Origin of the sequence: Allobosea sp. ASV33 (genome assembly GCF_016428755.1) — a bacterium.
In the GTDB taxonomy this organism is placed as follows: Bacteria; Pseudomonadota; Alphaproteobacteria; order Rhizobiales; family Beijerinckiaceae; genus Allobosea.
In genome coordinates this window covers 112,047-137,758 of sequence record NZ_JAELTI010000002.1, presented here as the reverse complement: position 1 = coordinate 137,758, position 25,712 = coordinate 112,047, and the positions used below count along the sequence as shown (strand labels likewise).

The 25,712-nt window shown below is 63.5% G+C and carries 21 protein-coding genes; 9 read left to right on the top strand and 12 right to left on the bottom strand.

Translation table 11 applies throughout. The features are described from left to right. Positions 1-21: 21 nt before the first annotated feature. The 9 genes from JHD80_RS01300 (at position 22) to JHD80_RS01260 (ending at position 9,585) form a co-directional block, all read left to right on the top strand. Positions 22-1,080: an ABC transporter ATP-binding protein gene (locus JHD80_RS01300; RefSeq protein ID WP_199084561.1), complete on the top strand. Its 1,059-nt coding sequence runs from the start codon at positions 22-24 to the stop codon at positions 1,078-1,080. Then, positions 1,077-2,717, top strand: coding sequence for an ABC transporter permease (locus JHD80_RS01295; RefSeq protein WP_199084560.1), 1,641 nt, complete (start codon positions 1,077-1,079; stop codon positions 2,715-2,717). Before JHD80_RS01300 ends, JHD80_RS01295 begins: the two co-directional genes overlap by 4 nt. Positions 2,718-2,799: 82 nt before the next feature. Further along, entirely contained in the window at positions 2,800-3,798 is a 999-nt protein-coding gene (locus tag JHD80_RS01290; RefSeq protein ID WP_199084559.1) for an extracellular solute-binding protein, read from the top strand. Positions 3,799-4,106: 308 nt separating this feature from the next. Beyond that, entirely contained in the window at positions 4,107-5,624 is a 1,518-nt protein-coding gene (gene pdxR, locus JHD80_RS01285; protein WP_199084558.1) for a MocR-like pyridoxine biosynthesis transcription factor PdxR, read from the top strand. Between the two features lie 129 nt (positions 5,625-5,753). Then, positions 5,754-6,527, top strand: coding sequence for an ABC transporter ATP-binding protein (locus tag JHD80_RS01280; protein ID WP_199084557.1), 774 nt, complete (start codon positions 5,754-5,756; stop codon positions 6,525-6,527). Between the two features lie 31 nt (positions 6,528-6,558). Next, positions 6,559-7,341, top strand: coding sequence for a transporter substrate-binding domain-containing protein (locus JHD80_RS01275; RefSeq protein WP_199084556.1), 783 nt, complete (start codon positions 6,559-6,561; stop codon positions 7,339-7,341). Positions 7,342-7,386: 45 nt separating this feature from the next. Beyond that, positions 7,387-8,085 carry an ABC transporter permease gene (locus tag JHD80_RS01270; RefSeq protein WP_199084577.1) on the top strand — a complete coding sequence of 233 codons (699 nt, stop codon included), beginning with the start codon at positions 7,387-7,389 and terminating at the stop codon, positions 8,083-8,085. Beyond that, the gene (locus tag JHD80_RS01265) at positions 8,082-8,813 is read left to right on the top strand and encodes an ABC transporter permease (RefSeq protein ID WP_199084555.1); all 732 of its coding nucleotides are present in this window, start codon (positions 8,082-8,084) and stop codon (positions 8,811-8,813) included. Before JHD80_RS01270 ends, JHD80_RS01265 begins: the two co-directional genes overlap by 4 nt. Then, positions 8,800-9,585 carry an inositol monophosphatase family protein gene (locus JHD80_RS01260; protein ID WP_199084554.1) on the top strand — a complete coding sequence of 262 codons (786 nt, stop codon included), beginning with the start codon at positions 8,800-8,802 and terminating at the stop codon, positions 9,583-9,585. The genes JHD80_RS01265 and JHD80_RS01260 overlap by 14 nt, the downstream gene beginning before the upstream one ends. Before the next feature lie 199 nt (positions 9,586-9,784). On the opposite strand, the gene JHD80_RS01255 is transcribed toward JHD80_RS01260, so the two are convergent. The 12 genes from JHD80_RS01255 to JHD80_RS01200 all read right to left on the bottom strand — a co-directional run bounded on the left by JHD80_RS01255 (position 9,785) and on the right by JHD80_RS01200 (position 25,710). Then, entirely contained in the window at positions 9,785-10,087 is a 303-nt protein-coding gene (locus JHD80_RS01255; RefSeq protein ID WP_199084553.1) for a hypothetical protein, read from the bottom strand. A 938-nt stretch (positions 10,088-11,025) separates the two neighbouring features. Then, entirely contained in the window at positions 11,026-12,927 is a 1,902-nt protein-coding gene (locus tag JHD80_RS01250; protein WP_199084552.1) for a TniQ family protein, read from the bottom strand. Between the two features lie 3 nt (positions 12,928-12,930). Beyond that, positions 12,931-13,992: an ATP-binding protein gene (locus tag JHD80_RS01245; RefSeq protein WP_199084551.1), complete on the bottom strand. Its 1,062-nt coding sequence runs from the start codon at positions 13,990-13,992 to the stop codon at positions 12,931-12,933. Beyond that, positions 13,989-16,199, bottom strand: coding sequence for a hypothetical protein (locus tag JHD80_RS01240; RefSeq protein ID WP_199084550.1), 2,211 nt, complete (start codon positions 16,197-16,199; stop codon positions 13,989-13,991). Before JHD80_RS01240 ends, JHD80_RS01245 begins: the two co-directional genes overlap by 4 nt. A gap of 61 nt (positions 16,200-16,260) precedes the next feature. Beyond that, entirely contained in the window at positions 16,261-16,800 is a 540-nt protein-coding gene (locus JHD80_RS01235) for a PDDEXK family nuclease (RefSeq protein ID WP_199084549.1), read from the bottom strand. A gap of 592 nt (positions 16,801-17,392) precedes the next feature. Next, positions 17,393-19,369, bottom strand: a complete 1,977-nt coding sequence (locus JHD80_RS01230) for an AAA family ATPase (protein WP_199084548.1) — start codon at positions 19,367-19,369, stop codon at positions 17,393-17,395. Continuing rightward, positions 19,366-19,710 (bottom strand): DUF6634 family protein, encoded by a 345-nt coding sequence (locus JHD80_RS01225; RefSeq protein WP_199084547.1) that lies wholly within the window; start codon positions 19,708-19,710, stop codon positions 19,366-19,368. Before JHD80_RS01225 ends, JHD80_RS01230 begins: the two co-directional genes overlap by 4 nt. Before the next feature lie 107 nt (positions 19,711-19,817). Next, on the bottom strand, positions 19,818-20,402 hold the full coding sequence (locus JHD80_RS01220; RefSeq protein ID WP_199084546.1) for a hypothetical protein: 585 nt from the start codon (positions 20,400-20,402) through the stop codon (positions 19,818-19,820). Positions 20,403-20,840: 438 nt separating this feature from the next. After that, entirely contained in the window at positions 20,841-22,007 is a 1,167-nt protein-coding gene (locus tag JHD80_RS28545; protein WP_199084545.1) for a helix-turn-helix domain-containing protein, read from the bottom strand. 55 nt (positions 22,008-22,062) lie between these two features. Further along, positions 22,063-22,923, bottom strand: a complete 861-nt coding sequence (purU, locus tag JHD80_RS01210; protein WP_199084544.1) for a formyltetrahydrofolate deformylase — start codon at positions 22,921-22,923, stop codon at positions 22,063-22,065. 228 nt (positions 22,924-23,151) lie between these two features. Further along, on the bottom strand, positions 23,152-24,789 hold the full coding sequence (locus tag JHD80_RS01205; protein WP_199084543.1) for a peptide ABC transporter substrate-binding protein: 1,638 nt from the start codon (positions 24,787-24,789) through the stop codon (positions 23,152-23,154). A gap of 33 nt (positions 24,790-24,822) precedes the next feature. Next, entirely contained in the window at positions 24,823-25,710 is an 888-nt protein-coding gene (locus JHD80_RS01200; RefSeq protein ID WP_199084542.1) for an ABC transporter permease, read from the bottom strand. Positions 25,711-25,712: the final 2 nt, after the last annotated feature.

The following is a 25,712-nucleotide window of genomic DNA, read 5'->3' as shown; positions in this document are numbered from 1 at the left end:
CAGTTGAGAGGGGACGATGAGATGGGCATTGAGATTGAGGATCTGGCCGTCGCCTATGGCGGGCAGCGCGTGATCGACAGGCTGGCGTTGACGATCGAGCCCGGCTCGTTCTTTACGCTGCTCGGCCCCTCCGGCTGCGGCAAGACCACGCTCCTGCGTACCATCGCCGGCTTCGTCCCGGCCCAGCGCGGCCATATGCGCTTCGGCGGCACGGAAGTAACGCATCTGCCGCCGCACAAGCGCGATATCGGCATGTGCTTCCAGGACTATGCGCTCTTCCCCGACAAGACCGTGTTCGACAACGTCGCCTATGGCCTGCGCGCCCGCAAACAGGCGGAGAGCGCGATCAAGCCCAAGGTCCAGGCGGCGCTGGAGCGCGTCGGCCTCGGCCATCTCGGGGGCCGCCATCCGGCCGCGCTCTCCGGCGGTCAGCGCCAGCGCGTGGCCCTGGCGCGTGCCCTCGTCATCCAGCCGAAGGTGCTGCTGATGGACGAGCCGCTCTCCAATCTCGACGCCAAGCTGCGCCTCCAGGTGCGCGAAACCATCGTCGAGCTCCAGCGCGAGGCGAGGATCACCACCGTCTTCGTCACCCATGACCGGGAGGAGGCGCTCGCCATGTCCGACCGGATCGGCGTGATGAACCAGGGCCGGCTGGAGCAGGTCGGCACGCCCGCGCAAATCTATCGCGAGCCGCGCACCGGCTATGTCGCGGATTTCGTCGGCGGCGCCAATATTATCGCGATCGAGACCGCGGCCCGCCAGGCCGGCGAGACCGCGGCCATCGCGCTCGACGGCATCGCGATTGCGGCGCGCGCACCGGCCGCCCTCGCCGCTGGCAAGGCGACGCTCGTCGCCCGCCCAGAAGACATCGTTCTGGCCGAGCCCGGCACCGCTGGCACGCTGCCCGGCCGGATCGCGCATCGCCAGTATCTCGGCGGCAAGACCAGCTACAAGGTCGCGCTCGACAGCGGCCGCGTGCTTGCGGTCGATTTGCAAAGCGGCGCGCATGACCGCTTCGAGCCCGGCGCGACCGTCGGCCTCGGATTCGATCCCGCCCTTACGCTGGTGCTCGCATCATGAGCCAGCAATTCCGCTCGGTCTGGTTCTGGTTCTCCGCGCTGGCGCTGGCGATCCTGGCCGTCTTTTTGCTCTATCCGCTACTCAACGTCCTGACGGGCTCGATCGGCAGCGGCGGCCGCAATGGCTGGGTGACGCTGGCCGGCGATCCCAAGTACTTGGCCGCCATCGTCAACACCGTCGTCCTCGGCATCGCGGTGACGCTGACCACGACGCTGATCGGCGTGCCGCTCGCCTATTTCACGGCGCGCTTCGACTTTCCCGGCAAGTCGATCGTCGCGGTGTTGCCGCTGATCACGCTGGTCATCCCCGAGGTCATCGCCGCGCAGACCTGGCTGATGATGCTGGGCAATAACGGCTTCATCACCCGCTGGCTCGGCGGGCACGGCATCGACATGCCGAGCTTCTACGGCTGGCCCGGCCTGATCACGGTGATGACCTTCACCTACTACACCTACATCTATATCGGCACGCTCGCGGCCATCCGTGGCTTCGACGTCCAGCTCGAGGAGGCCGCTCAGAGCCTCGGCACCTCACCGGCGCAGTCGCGCCTCAAGGTCATGCTGCCGGTGGTCCTGCCCTCCGTGCTGGCGAGCGCGCTGCTGGTCTTCACGCTGGTCGTCGGCAATTTCGCCACCGCGACCATCCTCGGCAGCCGCGTGCCGCTGCTCTCCGTCCTGACCTATCAGGCCGCCGTCGCCGAGGGCGGCTCCGACCCGGTGATGCAGTCGACGCTCGCCACCGTCTCGATCGCGCTCGTCATGATCGTGCTCTTCGTCCAGCGCTGGATCGTCTCGCGCGGCCGCCACGAGGTGACGCAGGGCCGCGGCGCGCGGGCCGAGAAGCTGCGCGGCCTGCCCGGCCTCGTCATCGGCCTCTCGGCCGGTCTCCTCGTCATCGTGTCGCTCTTGCCGCTCGGATCGATCGTGATCGGCGCCTTCACCGTCTCGCGCGGCCCGGTGATGCGCTGGGGCGAATGGACCACGGCCCATGTTGAGCGCCTCGTGAAGATCGCGCCCGACCCGGTGACCAACACACTGATCTACTCGGCGGTCGCGACCGCGATCGGCATCACCTTCTCGGCCATCGTCAGCTATCTCATCGTCAAGAAGCGCAACATCCTGACGCCTGCGCTCGATTACCTGACGGCGCTGCCGCTGGCCCTGTCTGGCACGATCATCGGCATCGGGCTGATCATGTCCTTCAACACCGGCTTCCTGCCGCTCACCGGCACGGCTAGCATCATCGTGCTCGCCTATATCGTCCGCCGTCTGCCCTTCGGCATCCGCAACTCGTCCTCGACGCTCTACAACATCCCGAACTCGATCGAGGAGGCCTCGATCAGCCTCGGCGTGCCGCCGGTCGCGACCTTCTTCAAGGTCGTGCTGCCGTTGATGCTGCCGGCCGTCGCCGCCGCCGCAGTGCTGACCTGGACGACGACAGTCGCCGAGCTCTCGGCCTCGATCATCGTCTATTCCGGCGGCCGCGAGACCATGCCGATCCAGATCTACAAACTGATCGACTCCAACCTGATGGCCCCGGCCTCGGCCTATGGCCTCGTGCTGGTCGCGGTGATCCTGATTCCGATCATCGTCGCGACCCGCGTCTTCAAGATCGACCTGTTCTCGTCGAAGAGCTGAACGAACCGAACCGGACAAAGCCGGGCCGGCTCCGCCTGCCGCCCGCGCTCGGAGGGGAAGGCGGAATGAAAGGAACGACCACATGACCCACCTGATCGACCGCCGCACCGTGCTCGCCGGCCTCGCCGGCATGGCCGCCGCGCCCGCATTCGCGCAGAGCGCCTCGGGCACCGTCGTGCTCTACACCTCCAACAACGCCCAGTCCGTCGATGCCGTGCTCGGCGTCGCCAAGGAGAAGCAGCCGAACCTCAAGATCAGCACGATCACCGGCGGTTCGGGCCAGCTGCTGCGCCGCATCGAGGCCGAGGCCGCCAAGCCGCAGGCCGACATCTTCTGGAGCTCCAGCGCCAACACGCTGGGTGCCTTCAAGCAGCTCTTCGAGCCCTATGCCTCGCCGGCCGCATCGGCCATTCCGGCGGCCTTGCGCCATCCGGAGAACCTTTGGGCGGCCTCGAACGTCCATCTCGTCGTGGCGATGATCAACAAGAACCAGCTCGGCGGGAAGCCGGCGCCGAAGACCTGGAAGGATCTGATCGACCCCGCCTTCAAGGGCAAGATCATCATCGCCGACCCTACCAACAGCTCGACCGCCTTCACCATCCTCTGGGGCGTCGACAAGCTGATGGGACCGGAGGGTCTCAAGGCGCTCGCCGCGAACCTGACCGTCTCAAGCGCTGCCTCGACCGTGCTGCGCGCCGTCGGCCAGGGCGAATACGCGATGGGCCTGACCTTCGAGTCGAACGCCTATGCCTATGTCGCCGGCGGCCAGCGCGAGATATCGCTGCTCTATCCGACTGAGGGCACCTTCTCGACGCCGGAGTTCCAGGTCCTGGTCAAGGGCGCGCCGGCCGGCGCCGCCGCCAAGGCGGCCTATGACCTGATGCTCTCGAAGGAAGCCCAGATCGCGCTGCTGGAGAACGCCTTCCGCCGCCCGAGCCGCAGCGACATCGACGTCTCCAAATATGTCGAGCTCCCGGCCATGGAGAGCGTCAAGGTCTTCGCCATCGACGAGGACGAAGCCGCCGCCAAGCGCGACGAGTTCCTCAAGCGGTGGACTTCCTACGCTACGGCGACCAAATAGGCCTGTTCGTCTCCAACTGGAGGCTGAGAGATCTCCTCGGGCGCCCTCGGCGCCCAGGAGTGCCGCAACGGTCGCACATCTCGCGAAAGATCGCTCCGGCGCAGTGCTGCCGCATAAGCGGCGACACTGCGCGAACAGATGTGTGCGAGGCCTTCGACGGATTTCACCCCATCCCGCTGAGCCTTCCCGCCTTCTGCCGGGACAACATGTGGGGAAGATACGTATAGCTATGGAATCTGTTGGAAATCCGCGCGGAGAACACGGCACATGAGTTCATTCGGAAGGGCGTGTCAGCCTGACGAGGGCGAATGGCCAACCAGTTCAACTATCCCGTCTGGAACCTGATCAGGCTCGCGCGCGACAGCGACACACCGCTCTATGAGCAGATCTTCGCCCAGTTCCGGACAAGCATCATCGAGGGCATGCTGCCGCGCGGGACGCGTCTGCCCCCGAGCCGCACCCTGGCCAAGGAATTGTCGCTTGCCCGCAACACGGTGGTGCAGGCCTATGACCGGCTGGAGGCGGAGGGCTATGTCCGGCGCGCCCATGGTTCCGGCACCTTCGTCGACAAAGTCCTGCCCGAGGATCACCAAGCGCGCGCCAAGCCGAGTTCGCCCGCGCCGCTGCCAGGCCAGGCCGCGCTGTCGGAACGCGCGACGCGGCTCCTCGGATTCGGCCTGCCGTCCGAGCGCTCGGAGACGCTGGGCCTCAGCCCCGGCGTGCCGGCTCTCGACGAGTTTCCCTACGAGATCTTCAGCCGGCTCGCGGCCCGGCACTGGCGCTCGCGAGCGATCTCACAGACCGGCTACGGTGTCGGTCGCCCCGGCGCCGGGCTGACGCAGCAGATCGCGACCTATCTGGCCGAAGCGCGCGGCCTGGCCTGCGTGCCGGAACAGGTTATCGTCATCGGCAGCACCCTCCAGGCGGCAGCGCTCGTTGCCCATGTCCTGCTCGATGTCGGCGACACCGTCGCGGTCGAGGATCCCGGCCATCTCGCCGAACTCGCCACCTTCGAGCTCAGCGGCTTGCGCATCCTTCCCGTTCCGGTGGATGAGATGGGGCTCGATGCCGCTGCGCTGCCGACGCCGGCGGACGGAGGCGCGTTGCCGAAACTGGTCGTCGTCTCCCCGGTCGAGCAGTTCCCGTTTGGATCCTCGATGCCGTCCGCGCGGTGCCAGGCTCTGCTCGCCTGGGCGCAAGCTCATGGCGGCTGGGTGCTGGAGGACGATTTCAACAGCGAGATCCGCTGGTCCGGACAAGCGCAGCCGCCGCTCTTCGCCGCTGACACGCAAGGGCGCGTCATCTATACCAGCTCGTTCAACCGCGCCTTGGCGCCAGGCTTGCGGCTGGCCTATCTCGTCGTTCCACCGAACCTCGTCGAGGCCTTCGCCCAGGCACAACGCGTCTTCTCGCTCTATGCGCCGCAGCCGGACCAGGCGCTGGTCGCCGCCTTCATGGCGGAGGGGCATCTGGCGACGCATTTGCGGCGGATGCGGGCGATCTATCGAGAACGCTCACTGCTGCTCGCAGACGGATTGCAGCAGCGGATCGGCGACCGCTTCGTCATCCCTTATGTCACCGCCGGATTGCACATGACGGTTCGACCTCGCGTTCCGTTCGACGATGTCGCGGCTGCGGCAGAGCTTCTGCGTCGCGGCTTCGATTGCCCAGCCTTGTCACGATATTGCCGCGGGCCGGTACGGCGAGGATTGATCCTCGGCTTCGGCAATACGCGAACCGCAAAGCTGCCGGTCTGTACCGAGGCGGTGGCCGAGGCCGTCGATGCCGCCTGTGAAGAGGCCGAGCGCTCCGCGACGATGCAATAGGCGCCCGAAACCTGCTCAGCCTGCCGCGCTTCTATGCAAGGGCCGGAACTGGCCCCTAGCGAAAGCTCCGAATTGGACCTTGGGGGGCCACCATGCGCCTCACATTCTGCCGTCAGCAGCGGAGTCCTCATGAACGTCGAACGCAGCACCGTCCTGGAAGTCGAGGGCATCCGGAAAAGCTTCGGGGATCTCGCCGTCCTCAAGGGGCTGGACCTGACGGCGCGCAGTCATGACGTCGTGACGATGATCGGCGCCAGCGGCTCGGGCAAGAGCACGTTCCTGCGCTGCATCAATTTCCTCGAATTGCCCGATGCCGGCACCATTCGCTTCGAGGGCGAGACGGTCCGGCTGGCACAGCAGGGAGCTGCCCGCGCCCAACTCGACCGCAAGCAGATCAACCGGATGCGCAGCCGCATCGGCATGGTGTTCCAGAGCTTCAATCTCTGGACCCACCTGACCGTGCTGGAAAACGTCGCGGTGGCGCCGATCAAGGTGCTCGGCCTTTCTCGCAAGGAAGCGGCGGAGCGAGCCGAGGCCTATCTCGAAAAGGTCGGGCTGGTCGAGAAGCGCCACGCCTATCCCGCCCATATCTCCGGCGGTCAGCAGCAGCGCGTCGGCATCGCCCGTGCGCTGGCGATGGAGCCGGCGCTGCTGCTCTTCGACGAGCCGACATCAGCGCTCGATCCGGAGCTTGTCGGCGAGGTGCTCGCGGTGATGCGCACGCTCGCCACCGAGGGACGCACGATGATCATCGTGACCCACGAGATGGGCTTCGCCCGCGAGATCTCCAGCGAGGTCCTATTCCTGCACCAGGGCGTCGTCGAGGAGCGCGGCCCGCCCGAGCAGGTTCTCGGCGACCCGCGCTCCGAGCGCTGCCGCGCCTTCCTACAACGCGTCCTGTGAACCGAGCCGTCAATTCAAAGGGGAGAACGACATGCTGAAGCCATTTCTCGTCGCCGTCGGATTGCTCGGCGCCTTCACCGCGGGCGCCGCGGCGAAGGACATCAAGGTCGGCAGCGAATGCACCTATCCGCCCTTCAACTATCGCGACGCCAAGGGCGAATTGCAGGGCTTCGACATCGATGTCGCCCGCGAGATCGGCAAGCGCCTGAACGCCAACCTCGTCTTCGTCTGCCAGCAATGGGACGGCATGATCCCGGCGCTGCTTGCCGGCAAGTTCGACCTGATCGTGGCGAGCATGTCGATCACCGACGAGCGCAAGAAGTCGATCGACTTCAGCGTGCCCTACCGCTCCTCGACCGCCCGCTTCGTCGGCGCCAAGACGCTGAACATCCAGCCGATCGCGGCCGACGGCAAGCCGGACCCGAAGGCTCTGGCCGGCAAGACGGTCGGGCTCCAGCGCTCCTCGACCTACGAACAGTTCATGACCAAGGAATTCCCGGGCGTGAAGCTCGCTCAGTACGACACGGTCGACAACCTGCTGCTCGACCTGCAATCGGGCCGGATCGACCTCGCCTTCGCCGGGCCGATCAAGCTCGACGGCGATTTTCTGCAGAAGCCCCGCGGCGAGAAATTCCATTTCGTCGGTCCCGAGATCAACAACGTCGCGCTGTTCGGTCCCGGCGTCGGCGTGGCGCTGCGCAAGGAGGACAGCGCGCTCCGCGACCAGATCGACGCGGCGCTGAACGCCTCGTTCAAGGACGGCTCCTTCAAGGCCATCAACGATCGCTACTGGTCGTTCAGCGTCCTGCCCTGATCGCGCGGCGAGGCGGTTGGCCCGGAAGCGGCGGAGGTCGTGACGATGGATGTCCTGATGGGTTGGGGCGGCCAGCTCCTGCACGGTGCGCTGGTGACCCTCGAGGTCGCCTTCACCGCGCTGGCGCTCGGGCTCGTCTGGGGCATTCTCGGCGCGCTCGCTCAACTCTCGCGCTGGTGGCTGGTCCGGCAGCTCGGTTTCCTGTTCACGCTGGCGATGCGCGGCACGCCGGAGCTGCTGATCATCCTGATCATCTACTTCGGCGGATCGGTCACACTGACCGGGCTTGCCAAGTCGGTCGGTCTGGCGGCGGGCTTCGTCGAGATTCCTGCTTTTGCTGCCGGCGTCTTCGCGCTCAGCCTCGTCTTCGGCGGCTACGCGGCGGAGGTGCTACGCGGCGCCTTCCTCGCCATCCCGAAAGGCCAGATCGAAGCGGCCGAGGCCTTCGGCTTCTCCTGGTGGGACGCCTTCACGACGGTGCGACTGCCGCAGATCTGGCGTTTCGCCCTGCCCGGCCTCGGGAATAACTGGGTCTCGCTGATCAAGGACACCTCGCTCGTCTCGGTGGTCGGGCTGGAGGAGATCATACGGGTCAGCGGCATGGCGACGGCTGTCACGGGCGAGCCGTTCCGCTTCTACCTGATCGCCGCCGTTATCTTCTATGTGCTGACCACCAGCAACGGCCTGCTCATTGCGAAACTGGAGCGCCGCGCCAGCCGCGGCGAGCGGGAGCTGGCGCGATGAACCCGACCCTGATGATCGAGAGTCTGCCCGCGCTGTTGCAGGGCACCTGGCTCAGCCTGCAGCTCCTAGCGGCTGCCCTCATCCTCGGGCTCGCGCTGGCAGTGCCGATCGCGATTGCCCGGTTGGAGGCGCCGCTGCTGGTCCGCGGAGCAATCGCCTTCTACATCTCGTTCTTCCGGGGCACGCCGCTCCTGGTCCAGATCTTCCTGGTCTATTACGGCCTGTCGCAGTTCGATGTCGTCCGCGAGAGCGCGCTCTGGCCCTTCATCCGGGAGCCATGGTTCTGCGCGGTGCTGACATTCGCGCTGCACACGGCCGCCTATACGGCCAACATCCTGCGCGGCGCGATCCAGGCGGTGCCGGCCGGCGAGATCGAGGCGGCCCATGCCTGCGGCATGTCCGGCCCGATGGCCTATCGCGTCATCATCCTGCCGCGCGCCTTCCGGCTTGCCCTGCCGGCCTATGCCAACGAGGTCGTCAGCATGCTCAAGGCGACCTCGCTGGCGAGCACCATCACGATCATGGAGCTGACCGGCACCGCCAATACGATCGTGGCGCGCACCTTCGCGCCCTACGAACTCTTCGTGACCGCCGCCGCGATCTATCTCGTCATCGCCGCCATCCTGACCGCAGCCCTGCGAGCCCTCGAATACCGGCTCGCCAGACACCAGCGCGCGCCCGCCAGCACTGCGGCGGTGATCGCCGGAGACGCTCATGTCCAAGCCTGACATCAATGCCTTCGCCGCTTTCGCCGAGCGGCTCGCCGATCGCAGCGGCGCGATCATCCGCGAAGCCATCGCCAAGGGCCGCAGCTTCGACACCAAGGCGGATCGCAGCCCGGTCACCGAGATCGACCGCCGTGTCGAGGACAGCCTGCGCCGCGAACTCGCCGTCGCCCATCCCGACCACGGCATCCTCGGCGAGGAATACGAATCCATCGGGCTCGACCGCGACTTTGTCTGGATCATCGATCCGATCGACGGCACCAAGGCCTTCATCACGGGCATCCCGACCTTCGGCACGCTGATCGCGCTGGCCTACAAGGGCACGCCGATCCTCGGCGTCATCGACAATCCCGTCACGGCCGAGCGCTGGATCGGTGGCGACGGGCTGCCGACACGGCGCAACGGCGAGGCGGTGCAGACCCGCAAGGGCGCGTCGCTGGCCGAGGCCATCCTCGGCAACGGCAATCCCGAACCCTTCGACGCCGGCGAGCGCGCCGCCTTCGAACGCCTGCGCAGCGAGACGAAATGGTGCGTCTATGGCGGCGGCTGCCACGCCTATGGCCGCGTCTCGGACGGGGCCCTCGACATCAGCATCGACGGAGGGCTCGATCCGTTCGACTATTGTGCGCTGACGCCGATCGTGCGCAATGCCGGCGGCGCGATCACAGATTGGGAAGGCCGCGAGCTCACGATCCATTCCGGCCATCGCTGCGTCGTGGCGAGCGGCAGCCCGGCGCTGCATGAGACGGTCCTCAGCCGGTTGCACTGCCGTTGATGAATGGCTTGCCCGGAACCGGACTCTCTGAGAGTCAGCTAGGGGCCAATTCCGGCTGGTCGGCTTAGTTCTTCGCGTTCGGCCGTCGTCGCACGGTCGGTGCCAAGGTTTGTGATCGCTGGATCTGCAGGATCAGAAAATCCGTCCGATCTTCGAAGACCTTGCAGTTGCTATTCTGGCGATGTGAGCGCGACTGCATTCAAATGAAGTGCCGGTAGTCGCTCTGTACGTCGAAGCCCTGCGGAATGTGCTTCAGAATGCGCCCCAAGCGCCGCGCAGCTTGCAGCGTGATCGGTGACGCTCCGTCAAACTGGGTCGAGTTCCAGTTCATTTTCGTGAGGGCCAGCGTCTCCGCGGCGATATCCCGGTTAGTCGAATCCTGGCGGTGCGGGCGGATTATCAGCGGCCGCGGCACGCGCATGCCCGGATAGGTTTTGAAGAAGGGCACGCTCCCCCGCTTGTACAACATGTTCTCCCGGCCGATATCGACGAGGCTGCTCATCGCCCCTCTGGCGGGCGGCCGCGAGTTCGGTCGCCTGTAATCCAGTGCCCCTTGGTAGGCGCGGTCACTGACAAACTATGGCTCTAATGACCACGATCCGGGGCGGAATACGGACAAGCGTGGGTCGAGGCACATGCCGGGTTTTCGTGGCCATCATATCTCCTTGGGCCGGAGATCTCGATCGAGCGTTCGTTCTATGTTCTGCCTGCGATCTGGCGGCGAGGAAAAGTTGCCTCGCCGCCAGATCAAAATCTTGGCCACCCCATCCATTGGCAATCGTGACAAATCGAACTGGTGATTTTGCAGTCCGCGAAATCGCCTAAGTGATTCCTGTCACTACACTATTTGCCAATTCTGCCTGCGGTCATGCCAATCCATTCGGGGTTTCGCAAAGAAGGTCGTGATGGCCGACCCAAAGTTTTGTTCCAAAACACCCCCCTGAAACGCCCTTCCGACCCAAAGTTTTGTTCCAAACAGACCCAAAGTTTTGTTCCGGCCGAAAAGGCATGCTCGCGCGGGTTGTGGCGATGGCGATCTCGAGGTCGTTGTTGAGAAGGCTAGAAGAATTGAGGACGCCGCCGAAAGTCCACGAACGCGGAATGGCTAACCGAGTCCGCCAAGGCGATCTCGACGCTTGGGGCTACGCCGGAACTGTTCGTGCCCGAAAGCACCTCTGGGAGAGCGCGGCCTAGGATCCGACCTGTGAGCGGGCTGCAATCTACCTAACGCGGCAGACCCCTGTCTGAAGCGATCACTTCGCCACAACGATCGCGAATGGGCTCTTCTCGACCAAGGAGGGCTTTCAGAGTATTCGGCTCGGCGTAGAGCGCGAGCGTATCGACGTCGACGTCCGCTCCACGAGGCCGCCAGTCTGATGTACGAGGCCTTGAACCTCAGTGCGGGCTAGGAGCCTGAACCCAATCAGCTTAGCTGCATACTCATGATTTGCGTGGACCGGTCAGCACAGCTCCCAACGCAGCGGCACGCGGGTAGATCATGACAAGCGTCGTCTCGTAGGAAAACGCGGGATCGACGCCAGCCGCCCGCATTCTGTTCACGCCGCGCTTGGGAGCAAATCCGCCGACGCGGCACAGCTCGACGAGCGTGATGTAACGCTCCTGGAAAGCCTGGACACTCTCCGGCGTCAATGCGCTCACCGCGCGTCGGGATCTGGAACCGAACTCCTCAACGGTCTCGAACGCTCCCTGCCGGGCCAAGGAGATCGCCGATGTGCGTCTGAGCCCTGGGATGAATTGATCGACAGAGTCGTAATGGATGCCGGTGATCTCCCGGTTGCTCCTGACGAGAGATGTAATCTCATCGGCGTTGACCAGCAGGTTTTCGTAGCGCAATTCGTTGCCAAGGCGCCCCTTCCAACGAAGCGTGCCATCGTGAACCCAACGCAAGAGATCGTCGAGCGTAGCGAGAGCGCTTAGCCGAGCGCGCTGAATGGTCATCTGGCGCGACGTCGGACTCGTCACGGGTTCCGCGCCATTGAACAGGCGCTCCATCAATGCATCGACGTCATCGCGCGCGAAGCGATGTTTCGCACGTTCGATGTTGTTGGAATCGGTCAGTGACGGCAGAAATTCGAGAGAAACGAGACTGGTTAGGTGCTTGCGCGGAATGCCAGTGATTTGCATGACCGTCTCCGCGTTCACCGCGTCGCCAAGCCTTCGGATTTCGCGCTCGAATTCCTCCACGCTCAGTTTGATGCGGTGATTCGTGAGATCGGCTGCCTCGTCAGCCGTATATAGGCCCTTTCTGACGAGCAAGGTGCGGATTGCTCGGACGTTCACACCTGCCTCCAGGGAGGCCGTATGGATGGTATGGAGGCGACGGCGATCCAAGATCTCGCCAAGCACGTCGGTCCCCGGGGCGAGCGGAATAGCTTCAAGGGCATGGCGGCGCAGTACCGAGCGTGGCTTCTGGTAGTCGGGATCGCCTTTGGTCCTTTGCAGGCGCCTGACCACATAGCCATAGGTGTCGAACAAGCCCATCTGGCCGCGGGTCATGTTTTGCTGCTCGACCAGCCGCGAGAGCAGTTTTTCGATGCCGTTCTCTCCTCCTGAGGCGAAGCCGAACCCTTCCTCGGCAGCTCTCGCCCATTCGATCACCGAAAGCTTTCCGACACCTGCGCGGGGAGGGTGGAGCGAAGACACGCCTAGCGCTTCGCAGAAATCGATGCCTACCCGCAATGGCATGTCGTCGAGCCCGTTCGATGGCTCGCGAGTTCCATCCAATCGCGCGACGATCCAGTCCTCAAACGCCGAAGGCGGGGAGGCAACGGCGTCTCGCAGCAGCGTGTCCAGGTTTGGCAACGCCGCCAGGCTGATCGTCGCGGCGAAGTCGGGCGCTGCGCTCCTTCCGCGGCTCGCGGCGGCGCGGACGAGCCAGACGTTGTGGGTCCGACAGCTTCGGATGTTCTCGATCAGCCACTCAGTCCGCTGCCAAGGGCGCGCGGCCTCGGGTCCCTTGAACGTTTCGATGTCTTCCCGGATGCAATGCGGGCAGTAGCGAATGAACGCCCGGCTCACCGTTCCCCTATCGAGATGCTCCGTCGTCACCCTGGTCGAGCCGTTTGCGGACAATCGCAAGGGGGTGTAGCGGACCAGTTCGTCCGTGTCGGCGGCGCCAAGCCCTCCCAGCGCCGCGATGTCGCGCGCCGCAGCTTCCGTGCCGCAGAAGACATCCGCCTGCGGAATGGCCATGTCGACCATCAAGGTGGGAAGGTCCACGCCGTTCAGGGCCGCCAGACGAGAGGCAAATCCGCTCGCCGGTTCTCGCTTCTGGAGTGGGTGCGCCCAACCTAAGGGCTGGATCGGCGAGTGGCTCGGCATCGCCTAGTTCTCGTCGGTGTCGTCGATCAGGAACGAGCCTGGTTTCAGGGCCGTCCACCGATCTACGAGGAAGGGATTCATGTCGTCGCGCCCCAGCGCATGGGAGCGGGTCGCATAGGCCCTCGCGAAGTCGGTGAGGGTCAGCTCGTGAGGGTCGTCGTCGGCAGCAAGAGCGGCATGGATGGCCTCGAGAGTGATCTGGCATATTCGGGCGTAGCGGTACCGAGCGGCATGGGCCAGGCGCTCCGGCAGATCGGTTTCCAGCAAGCGCGAGACGCCCAATCCGGCTGCCTCGCACATCTTGACGAGAATTTTCGTGACGAGCTTGCGCTCCTCGGGAAGCTTCACATCGGTGAAAGCGATGAACGCTCCGCCGCGGCGCTCGAACTGCTCGTCATTGAGCGGTAACTGGGCCACCCCAGGCAGGCCGGAAAGCAAGAAAGCCACCGGCCAATCGCGATCGATGGAGACGCCCTTGATCGCGTTCGCCAGTTCCTCGCGTTCCTTCTGCGAGGCGGATTGCTTGATCAGATGCTGGGTTTCGTCGATGTGGACCAGAAAAACCCGCCTGGCCTTGAGCCGGGCCGCCATGACATCCCAGATTTCTGCCCGTTGCGTATCCTGGCGGATCGGGTATCCGGCGGCGGAAATGATATTTCGACCTGCGATGCGCGGATGCGTGAAGCCACGAAGTTTGATCGAGACGTAAGGCGAAGTCGTTCCGAAGGGCCCCTCGATCGGCTTCAATAACGGCTCGCGCGATAGAAGACGCTCAATCGCGGCGCTCTTGCCTGCCCCGCTTTCGCCGGTGACAAAGAATACCTCCGCCTCATCACGGCCTGAACCTCGCCGTGCAAAGAAGTTGCGCATGAAGCCATCGAAGCTGTCGGCGAGGGCCTTGTCGCGACCACAGGTCACGTAGACAGATTTGACGCGCTCCAGGCGTTCGACGATGCGTTGGCCGCGCTGGGGCATGCGCGCCTTCATCATCGCTAAGAAGGCGTCGTCGTCAGCGAAGGGATCGGCTTCAAGGTGGTTGGAGCTGTCGTCGTCGTTCTGGCTCATTCGTCGGACTCGTCGTCGTACAGATTGATGGATCGCGGGAGGATCGATGGGCTACCCGGAGATTGCTGTGTTCCGGTGGTCTTCACCTTCGGTGGCGGCTCGCTTCCTGCGATGAGGGTTCCGACACTGGTGAGGCCATCATCCATGTTCATCGGCTCCCCGGACGGCTGGCGGCGAGGCTCGACGGCGATGGCCCCTTTCCGTTCCAGATAGCGAACGAAATTTCGGAACGCCTTGGCATCGACCTCGTCCGAGGGGATACCCGCCCTGATGCGGGCCGCCTCCGCCTCCTGTCGGATCGCGCGGAGCGCACCGAGCCGGAACGGCGCTCCCAACGCCGCCTGCTCGCGTTCAAACTCGCGCAGTACCCGGTTGGAGCGAAAGTGTTCGGCGACGCTGGTGCCCTCGTAGCCCTCGGCGGTGAAGATCAAGTAGTTGCCGTGGCGGTCGTCGGTGAAATGATCCCGAAATTCGTCCTTCACCAAGACCAGCATGGTGCCCATATCGTGAGGATCGACGATCGCCGTCAGGCGCTCCTTGGCGGCCAAGCCGAATAGGGCGGCCATCCTGGAGTGCTTATAATCGACGTGGAAATATCGAATTCCGGTTGCCGAAATAGCCCTGTCGTGCAGCTCGACGCCAAACGCGATAAGTCGCTGAATGTGATCGGGAGGGACGTCCAAATCAGCCGTGGAGTGGGCCCATGCGTTATAGGGACGGTCCCCGCCCAGCCCGCGATGAGGCCGGTGATGGTAGCTGTCGACGATGAAGCGTGTCAGAAGCCGCTCAAGGTCTTCGACGACGAGGCTGGCCATCTGTTCTGACGGGTAATCGCCTTTCTCGACGACGTTGGAAAAGGCTTGGCCGGTGAACTGGCGGCAGAATCTCTTGAAGGTGCGGAAGAAGGACTCGATCGTTCCGCGATTTCTTGGGTTTCCCCCCGGTAGAGAATGCTCGATGTTGAGCTTTGAGACGCTTTCCGAGAATTCGCCGCGGAAGGCCGGGCCACCGTCGGTGACGATCGCACGGGGGCGGGCGGTCATTGGCCAGTCGCTCGCGGCACCGGCAGCCTTCGCCAGCTCGCTCTTGTCCACGATGATGGAACGTAGCGCGGACTTCGAGCCTGCGGTCGAAGGCGCGAATGGACTGACCGCCAGTCCAACGATACATTTCGTGCCAACATCGATTGCGGCCGTGATGGTGCAGCGCACCGTGATCTTCAAACGGCGAAGCTTGTTCGCCGCCGACCGGGCCTGTTCGGTTACGAAATAGCGCGCGTGCTTGTGACGCAGGACGGCCTGGAGATCCATCTCCCAATCGTCCATCTCGACACGTTCCATCCGAGCCAACTCGCCGAGACCGCTTCCAACGGGAGAATACTTCTTCTTCGTTCGATCGGGGCCGAGATGGCCGAGGTCTACGAAGAGGGGTGGCAAGCGTCGTATTCGGCGCCGTATCGCGCGCTCGCTGACGTAAACCTTGGGTCCCTCCGGAAGGCTGTGATTGAGTTCATCGATATCCGCCTCGACAGCCTCGTAGATGTCGGCAATTCTTGGCCTCGCGCGACTCGCATACCTGTTGACGTTCTTCTCGACGATTATTGCGACCCGCGGGTCGAGCTGATCCTTGTTGCCACAGTTTTCATAGCGCGGGCGAAATGCGGCGCGCCGACGATCTGCCGCAGCGTAGCGGTTGAGCCAGTATCGCAACGTCGATGCGCTGGGATAGTCGAACGTCTTGCGTTCCTCGCCGCTGAGGTCCCGTCCGAGAGGGCGTGCGGCGCGGAACTCTTCGATGTACCAGCGATGGATTGAATCCTTGGCTTGCTCGATGAAGGATTCAAAGTCGCGCATCGAACGACTGAATCGCCCCCCGGCCTGAGCTTCCTCGAAGCGTCGGCACCATTCCGCCTTCCACGCGATCGAGCGGATTTCGTCCTCTTCCAGCCCGTGGAGATTGGAATCGTCGCCCTTGGCGAGCAGGAATTGACGGGCGAGCGAGTAGTGGTTCTCTTCAATCCGCACTCGGCGATTACGGAGAAGATCACCGATCTCCTCGTCGCTGACGAGCCGGAAGTGCTGCTGAAGCACTCCTTCGGTGACGAGCTGAAGCAGGTGCTCGCGCCCGATTTTCTGGACGGGGCGATAAGCTGCGCCGGCGATCTTGATCCGATCGTGACTACCCAGCCTGTAACGCGTCGCCTGCATCGTTTCCTCTGTCTTCGGAGCGGGAGGTCGGCACCATCCCGCTCCAGAACTGGAGATTGCGCTAAGGAGCGTAGTTACCGGTTGCTGATGCGCGGTTCTCGAGCGGCAGATCCGGATCCAATTCCTGTCCAGGGGGGGGCATAAGAATGCCCGCCTGCACCAGGGCGAACGCGGCGCGAATCCCGCGACGCCCGAGCTTCGTCGCGTCGCCGATCTCGCGCGGCGTCACCGTCGCCGGGAGGTCAGCGAGTGCTTCGCGAACTTGCGTCTGGCCCTCGATATCGCGGTCTCCGCCGCAGCGAAGGATAAGTTCGGCATTCTTCAGCGCGATGGGATCGAGCTTTTCGTAGGTAATCGCGCGATACGCGTTGGCGAAGCGAGCGCCGTGCTGGGCGTGAATCGCCCTGAGGGTCCCGCAAGTATCGTCCGCCGCCAGTTCCTCCTCCTTGCCCTTCACGGCGATTGCCTCGACCCAGCCGTCGCGCATACGCACGACGATGTCGAAGGTGTAGCTACGGTCGACGCCATGCCGCTGGTAGCGCGTAGTGACCTGCTCGCGGATCTCTGCGACTCCCGGATGGGCAATGAGAAGAATGAGCACCGCGCGCTCGTTGCGGCTTTCGTAGACATATGTTCGACGACGGAACGGATCGGTGATGACGCCGACGGGCGCTCCGTCCTTCTTCGGTGCGGGCCTACGATCGGGAGAAGTCGACCGATAGCAGTCGCCACCGAGGACTCCCGAGATCGGCGCGGCCGCTCGGAGAGCGGAGGTCGAAGCGCTATATGGACAAGCTCCTTTCCAAGCCGGCCACGCACCAGTTCCCTTCGGTAATCTGTTTCAGAATTCGCTGTCTTGCGCTCATGACACACTCCATCGTTTCGACGCGTCGGCGCGCGTCGAGGCTTGACCGCCGCAGGCAGGCGCCTGCGATGGGGCTGACGAGACGGACCGTGGTCCGGTGGTGTCAGGCCGATATGCGGTGGAGGTGCGCGGAGGCGCGGGAGTGTCCGGAGTTGGGGCAGGTGAATGCGATCATCTTCATGCCTCCCCTGGCTGCGTTCGTTCCGTTGTGGAGCGATACGGATGACGTCTACCTCGCGAACTCCGCAGAAGGGATTGAGTCCTTCAGGCGACGGAAACGGTGCGAGGGAGGGCGCTCGTATATCATGAGCCTTCGAAACGGAAGGTTTCATTGCCGAGCGCTCCGGCTCATGGTTGCGCATGAGTTGACGTCAATCCGACAATTCTCGGGACACAGCTCCGTGGATCGCTGATCCACGATGCGAGCAATGTCCTCGCGCCCAATGCTTCCGAGAGCGGCGAGGGCGGTTGCAATCTCCTCGACTCCGCGGCGGTGTTTGGTCAGGACATCCTGGGCGCGCCGGAAGCACACATCGAGGTCGGCCTCGACGCGCCGCCGGAGCTGAGGATCGCCCCGCAGCCAGGCCGCGAGCGCCTCTTCCTTGCGCGAGGAGAGGTAGGCGAGGCCTTGGCCGAGGCCATAGGAGAGGTCCAGGCTGGCTGCCAGCATGGTGGCTGAGTGGAGATCGGACGGCTCCTCTCCGCCACCTCCGTCTCCGTGCTCGCCCAGAACGATTTGCTCCGCCGCCAATCCCGCCAGAAGGACGGTGATCCGGGCAAGGTGGAAGGCCTTCGTGCGTTCAGCGCCGAATTCATTATCGAAGTTCGTTCGCCCGCAGGCACCGTCGCGGACCTCCCGGAAAACCTTGGCCTCCACCGGCGTGGACGAAGATTCCTGGCGAAGGACATGTCCCGCCACGGCGTGGCCGGCCTCGTGAATGCATGCTCTTCGAAACGCCGCCTCGGACAGGCGAACTCGAGCGGGCAGGCTGGCGACGAGGTCATCCGTGATTAGGGGGCGTAGCTCGGAGCGAGCTCGCCGTCGGGCGTCGCGAACGAGTTGCTCAATACCCGCGCCCGATGTTCCCTCCAGTCGTTCCGAGACATCGAGCAAGTCCGCGTCGGGAAGGTCCCCGCGGAGGTGATGGCGAAGAATGCCCTCGCGAGCGAGAGCATCCGGCAGGGGGATGTTGACCTGCCTTTCGAGCCGACCCGGCCGAAGGATCGCGCGATCGACCTTCTCGATTAGGTTCGTCGTCCCGATCACCACGACACCTTCACGTGAGTGCCCTCCGTCGAGACACTCGAGAAACGCGTTGATCACTTCGCGACAGTAGTTTTCGCTGTGCCCCGAAAGCCGTTCGCGATCTCCGAATGAGTCGAGTTCATCGACGATCAGAAGGCTTGGAGCATTCCGAAGCGCTTCGGCGAACGCTGCCCGCATCGCCTTGATGACGTCGTTGAGGTATCCGGTCGCCTGCCATTGGGCGAGCGAGTGCGCGAAAACCGGAACATTGCAGGTGCGTCCCAACGCAAAGCCGAAGATTGTCTTGCCGACACCCGGTGCACCGACGAGGACTATGCCTCGGTCCACTTCGGCCCAAGAAATCACTCCCGCGCGATAGTCGGCAAGATCGGCCGCGAGCGCATGTCCCCATTCTCGTGCCGCTCCATAGCCGTGGAGTTCTGACAGCATCGGTCCGGCTCGTGATATGTTCGGTGTCGGGTTGGGAGTGGACGCGGCGGCCACGAACCCGCGCAATCTCCGGAGGGCCCAACCGGCGTTACGCCCGCGCTTGATCGCTGCACCGAGAATGTGCAGTGGAGCGCCGATCGCGGGTGCGAGCTCGGCATCGGAAGGAATGCGACCGAGCAGGGTTGCGCAGACACCTTGCAAGGCCGTGATATCGACGGGGTCGACCACCACGATCGCGTCGGCAATTCGCCGGAACGCGTCCGGGATATCGCTCTCTCTGGACGCTACACCGATGATCCTGTCAGATTTCGGCAATACATCCTTGAATGTCTCGGCTTGCGTCCGGAAACCACGTTTCGGAGGCACGCCGTCAAAATGAATGACTTCGACATCGCCGTCGTAAGCGGTGCCTCGCGGCTTAAGCATCAAGGTGGCGGTGCTGACGTAACTCTCGGCGTCGACCTCGGGAACAATGACCCCGACGATGCCCGGCTGACCTAGCAGGAAATGCCGAAGGTCTGCGCGGCGCAGGGCACGGGTAATCAGCGATCGAGCCAGAACCGCACTGGCGTCTCGATACCGGCTGTCCAGCGATCTGCGCGAGATCATCGGAAATCCCATCGGTCCGAGAGCTGGAAGCGATCGCCGAGCTTGTAGAAGCGGCTGAGAGTCCGCGCGTAGCCGAGTTCCGGGGCCAGGAAGAAGAGGATGGAAGTGCCTGCCTGGCGGCCATCTTCGATCGTGGGATGGCCGTGGACCCGGCCGACCAGGGCGACCTCACGCCGCTCCGCGGGGGACCAGTCCGTGATCGTGGGTGCCCCGCCAAGCTCCCGGACCCCCGGGTGTTTGCCCATCCGTATCCGGTCGAGATCGCGTACGAGGTGCCTCAGCTTTTCGATTTCGGGTGCCAGTTCGGGAACGGGACGGAGGTCAGGGTGGGGGTAGATCATCGGCGTGCTCCATCGCGCGGTCAGGGAGTGCCAAACCGTTGCGATCATTTTCAGATGTGCAAATATGAAATCGCTTGGCGGGTCAGAGCCGCCTCGTGGACTGCGCTTCACCGCGCGGACGAGATTGTGACCTTGGTATAGGGTCCCAGCGGGCGGGAGATGTCGATCGATATGGCCTTCGATGCAGCAACTGCCAGTACCGCCCGAACCGGATCTTCGGCTTGCGTCATGAGGGCTGCGCAATCGATCAGGGGAGCGCTGCCGCCATGATCTGTCAGGTGCTCTGCGAGATGAAGGTGGGCGAGCGGCGAAACGGGGTATCGAGCGCTCGCGACGATGAGTTCGGAGACATCGAGATGAGGGCGCCGACGGAGCCAGAGTTCGCTGACGACGAGAATGTTTGCGCCCGGCGAGTGTCGTCGCAATCTTCGGCCGAGACGTTGGTGGTTGAAGCCATCGGAGATTGCAACGATCTGGAGAATCCGATCCGGTAACCGGGCGATCCTGATGACCGAACCCGGCGGAGCATCGGAGGACTGAAGGATTGAATCCTGTCTGCTGCTTCCATGGAAATCCACTACTCTTCGATCAGCGACTAGCCGAGCATCAAGGATGTCATCCAGGCAATGTTGCCGTCGAAAGTTATCAAGAGGCGTCGGGAGATCGGTTATTCTCGATATCGTAACGTTCATGACAGTGCTCCGCCTTCATCCGAAATGGTTTTCGGACGTTGGTTTCAAGAACCCGCGAATCCCTTCGCGGACCGTTCGAATGGTTGCGGCGGAGGAGGGGCGTGATGCCGGGTGATCAAGCGCCCTCGAGGCCACGAGAGCTCAATGCCGATTTCGAACAAAATGTGCGAATCATAATGCGCGACATGGTTACCGGCCGATTGGTAGTTGGTGCGCGGGGCCTTCTCGGATGGGGGCAGGCGGAGCTTGCCGAACGAGCGAGTATCCGGCGGCAGACGCTTGCGGAATTCGAAGGTGACGTCCGCCGCCCGCAGGCCCGGGTTCGCGATGCAGTACTCGGCGTACTCGATGCTGAAGGCGTCCGCTTCGTTGATGTGGCCGGCGCCAAAGGAGTCGTTTTGGACCTTAGCGCGAAGCAGTCGTGACGCTATCGCGTGGTCAAGCGCGAACCGGACTGGCTTTCTCGTTGGCGCGAGTATCTCGTGGAGACACCCCGATTTGGCGCTTATAGACCTTTGAGAAGTGGCTGAAGTTCGAGAAGCCCGACGCAATCGCGATCTCGCCGAGCGGCAGGGACGTCTGTCGAATGAGTATCTTCGCTCTTTCGATCCTCAGCTTCACAATGTACTGGTGGATGGTCATGTGGAGATGCGTCGCAAAAAGCCGCTCCAACTGCCTCAGTGACAATCCCACGGCATCCGCCAGTGCTTCGCGTTCAATGGGCTCGTCGACCGTGGCCTCGATGCGGTCCAGTGCCTTTATGAGCAACGGATGGAAAAGTCCGAACCTCTGACGGACGGTCATTCTCTGATGGTCTTCGGCCTGCCGGATTTGAGTTTGGATCAACCATTCGCTGGCATTGCGGGCCACCGCTGGACCATGGTCGGTGGCGATCAAGGCATTCATCATGTCCAATGCCGCGTTGCCGCCGGCGCATGTGAAGCACTGTCCGTCGAATTCGAAGAGCGTCTGCTTCAACTTGAGTTTGGGAAACTGCTCGCGCAGGGCCGGAACATGATCCCAGTGAGCGGTGCAGCGCTTTCCTTCCAGGAGACCGGCCCTAGCTAGAACGAAGGTGCCACCCGACAGACCCCCAATCCGCACGCCTTTCCGAGAGAGCCGTCGGAGGAATGCGAATATCCGATCGTCATGAAAATGGATTGCACTATCGCCAGCGCATACGACCATGATGTCGACCGATACCGCCTCGAAGCTGTCGTTGTCCGGTCGCACGAGCATCCGGCATGACGACAGCGTGTCGCGGCCGCTCGTCGTCAGGAAGCACCATCGGTACAGCTCCTTCCCCGTCACCGCGTTCGCGGCCCGAAGTGACTCGACCGACGATGCCAAGGAAAGCAACGGGAAACCGTCGTTTACGAGAAATCCGAACGTCGTGGCCACTGGGCACCCGAGAACCGCATTGGGCGAATGTCCGGCGGGAAGCGGCCCGCCCGGCCCATTTGGGCCGGGCACGGCGTCGAAGGTCAATGGCGATGTCCAATTGTCCTGTTCATCGCCGATTTGGCCCGGATCGGAAGAGGGCGGCCGGGCAGTGCCATCTTTCTCGTCGACCGGGTCAGTATTCGTTGACGACCGGCGGGCCACTTAATCAATCTCCAGCGCACGCGGCGATGGACGTCTGCATCGGTCGGGCCGCCACTCAATCGCGGAAGACAATGGTCTTGCTGCCGTTGGCAAGAACGCGCCCGTCCAGGTGCCAAGCCACGGCTCGAGCGAGCACGCGGCGCTCGATATCGCGCCCCTTGCGGACTAGGTCCTCGGGGGTGTCGTTATGCGAAATGCGCTCGACGTCCTGTTCGATGATCGGCCCTTCATCGAGGTCGGCGGTGACATAGTGCGCGGTGGCCCCGATCAGCTTCACGCCCCGGGTATGGGCTTGGTGATACGGTTTCGCTCCCTTGAACCCCGGCAGGAACGAATGGTGGATATTGATGCATCGATGGCTCAAGCGCGCGCTGAGTTCGTCCGAAAGGACCTGCATGTAGCGAGCGAGGATGACGAGATCGACGCGTTCCTGCTCGACCAGCGCCCAGATGCGCGCCTCCTGCTCCGGCTTGGTCTCCTTGGTGATGGGGAAGTGGTGGAACGGAATCTCGCCGAAATCCAGATCGGGAAAGGTTTCGCGCGGATAGTTTGAGACGACCCCGGCAATGTCCATCGGGAGTTCGCCGATACGCCAACGATAGAGCAAGTCGACGAGGCAGTGATCGAAGCGCGACACGAGCAGGAGCAACCGCTGACGTTCATCGCGCCGCCGCGCGCTCCATGTCATTCCGAAGCTATCGGCGACCTCCGAGAACTCCCGCGAGAACCCGCCCAGCGATCCTTCGCCGGAGAAATTGAATACGACCCTCATGAAGAACTTGTCGGTTTCGACGTCGTCGAACTGATTGGCGCCGAGGATGTTTCCGCCGTGATCGAACAGGCAACGCGATACCGCCGCCACGATTCCGGGGCGGTTCCGGCATGACAAGGTCAGGACATGTTGATCGGTCGGCATCGCGATTTCTCTTAAGTTGCGGACAACGCTCGGATGATGAGCCCGCCCGGAAGGTTCTTGGACATGGGAAGGCGATCCAGCCGAAGTGGCCGGTTGGGTGATCGCCTCCAGTCGGATGTCAGAGGCTCGCTCTGCGCGCCTCAGCTAGCTCGCCCGGGAAAAGCGGCGCTCGCTGCCCAAAGGCGCGCTGGGCTTCGCGGGAAGCCCAGCGACTCTTAGGGGTCGATATCAGCCCCAAGACCACTCGTGGACGTTCCAGGCGGCGTCGACCACGTACTGGTTCGGCTTGATGCCTTGCAGCGCCTTGTGCGTCATCTGGCCCTGATAGACGCCGCCCTGCGGTCCGAACGGGACTTCCTCCAGCAGGATCTCCTGGATGCGGGCATAGGTCTTCTTGCGTTCGTCCACGCTGGTCTGGCGGACACCCTCCTCGAGCAGCCGGTCGACCTCGGCGTTCTCGTACTGGGTGTAGTTCGAGCCGCTGCCGGTCTTCGCCGGGATCATCTTGGAGTGCGCGCGGGCGGTGTAGTCGGGATCCATACCGACGGTCGGCTCCCACGACACGAGGAGCGTGTCGAACTGCGACTTGGTCGTGTACTCGCCCCAGACGACCGAGGCGGGCATGTTCTTGATCTCCATCTCGACGCCGATCGCCTTCCAGTTCTGCTGAAAGATGGCTTGGGTCGCTTGGCGCGCCGGGAACCCGGCCGTCGTCGACATCGAGAACTTCATCTTGACGCCGTCCTTCTCGCGGACGCCGTCGGCTCCGACCTTCCAGCCGGCTTCGTCGAGCATCTTGGCCGCGAGCTGCGGATTGGGGCCGGAGTCCTTGAGATCGTGGTTGTAGGCCCAGTGGGTCGTATGCAGATAGGATAGGGTGCGCTTGTAGGCACCGAAGAACACGTCATCGATCGCCTTCTGCATCTCGAGGGCGACGTACAGGGCCTTGCGGACCTTGGGATCCTTGAACTGGGGCTTGCCGCAGTTGAAGTAGACGAACTGGACCCAGGGCTGCGCGAGCGGGAAGAAGTGCCGGTCGGGGAGCTTGGCGGCCTCGGTCCACCGATCGAACGGCACCCCGGACACGCCGATGTAGTCGATCTCGCCCGTCCTGGCCTGGCCATAGGCCACAAGCTGATCGGGCACGAATTTGTGGATGAACTGCCGGATCTTGGGCGCGCCGCGGTGATAGTTCGGGTTGGCCTCGTAGACCATGTGGCTACCTGCTGTGCGGGTTTTGAGCAGGTAGGGGCCGGTTCCGATAGGCTGCGCGTTGAAGCCGGAGGTGTTGATGTTCTCCTCCTTCGACAGCAGGTGGTGGGGCACGATGTGCATGTTCTGCCAGGCCCACATGAAGGGCACGAACGGCCGTTCGAGCTCGATCTCGACGGTGTGTGGATCAGCGACCTTGAAGTTCTTGATCAGATCGAAACCGCTGCGCGAGCGCACTGCGACCTTGGGATTGATGATGGTCTGGTAGGTGAATTCGACGTCCTTGGCAGTAAAGGGTTGGCCGTCGCTCCATTTGACGTCGCGCTTGAGGTTGATGCGCCAAACCTTTCCGTCGGCTGAGATATCCCCGTTCTCGACCGAAGGGATGCGCGCGGCGAGATTGGGGATGAACTCGCCCTTCTCATTGACGTCCCAGAGCGCGTCGAACAGGCAAGCTTCCGGGATATTCTCGGCACCGGCATTCACATAGAGCAGCGGATTGAACTGCACCGGCTCCTGGGTGGTGCCGAGAATGATGCGGTCACGCTTCTGCGCGATGGCGGGGCTATAGATGCCCGTCACCGGGACGATCAGACCGGATGCCGCGGCGCCCTTGAGCACGGTGCGGCGGGTGGGTGAGAACTTAGTAGGCATCGCGCATTCCCCTCTTTCTGGTTGGAATTTGGTTCAGGGATCGATCTTCAGCCGGGCGTCGATGGCGTCGCGGAGGCCATCGCCCAGGAAATTGAAGCTCATGACGGTGAAGGTGATCAGGACGCCCGGGAGGATCGCCAGGAAGGGCACGGTGTCGAAGTAGCCCTGGGCGTTGGTCAGCATGTTGCCCCAACTCGCCATCGGCGGCTGGACGCCATAGCCGAGGAAGCTGATGTAGGACTCCATCAGCACCGCCGTCGCGACCTTGAGCGTCGCGGCGACCAGCACCGGCGCCATGATGTTCGGCAGCAGCTCGACCAGCATGATCCTCCAGTTCGAGGCACCGAAGCCGCGCGAGGCCTGGATGAAGTCCATCTCCTTGAGGGATGAGACCTGCGCCCTGACGATGCGGGACACCTCCATCCAGGAGGTCAGGCCGATGATCAGCGAGATCGACAGGATGGTCGGGGGCACGAACGCCGCAATGACGAGCAGCAGGAACACCTGCGGGAAGCAGAGCAGTGTGTCGACTAGGCGCATCAGCAGGTTGTCGATGATCCCGCCGTAATAGCCCGCCGCGAGCCCGACCAGCGTCCCCGTAACCATGGTCGTCAACATCGCGACGATGCCGACCGCAAGCGAAACCTGGCCGCCATAGAGCAGGCGGCTCAGCGTGTCGCGGCCAAGGTCGTCCGTGCCCAGCACATGGCTCCACGAGACGAAAGGCGGCAGAAAGCGCTGGGAGGTGTCGATCCGCATCGGATCCTGCGGCGAGACGAGCTGCGCGAACAGCGCTGAGGCGCAGAGCAGCACGACCATGATGGCGCCCGCGACGGCGAGACGATGGGACAGGAAGCGCCGCGCGATCGTCTGTGCGTAGGAACGGGCCGGGACGGCGTCGGAAACGGAGATGTCAGCCATGT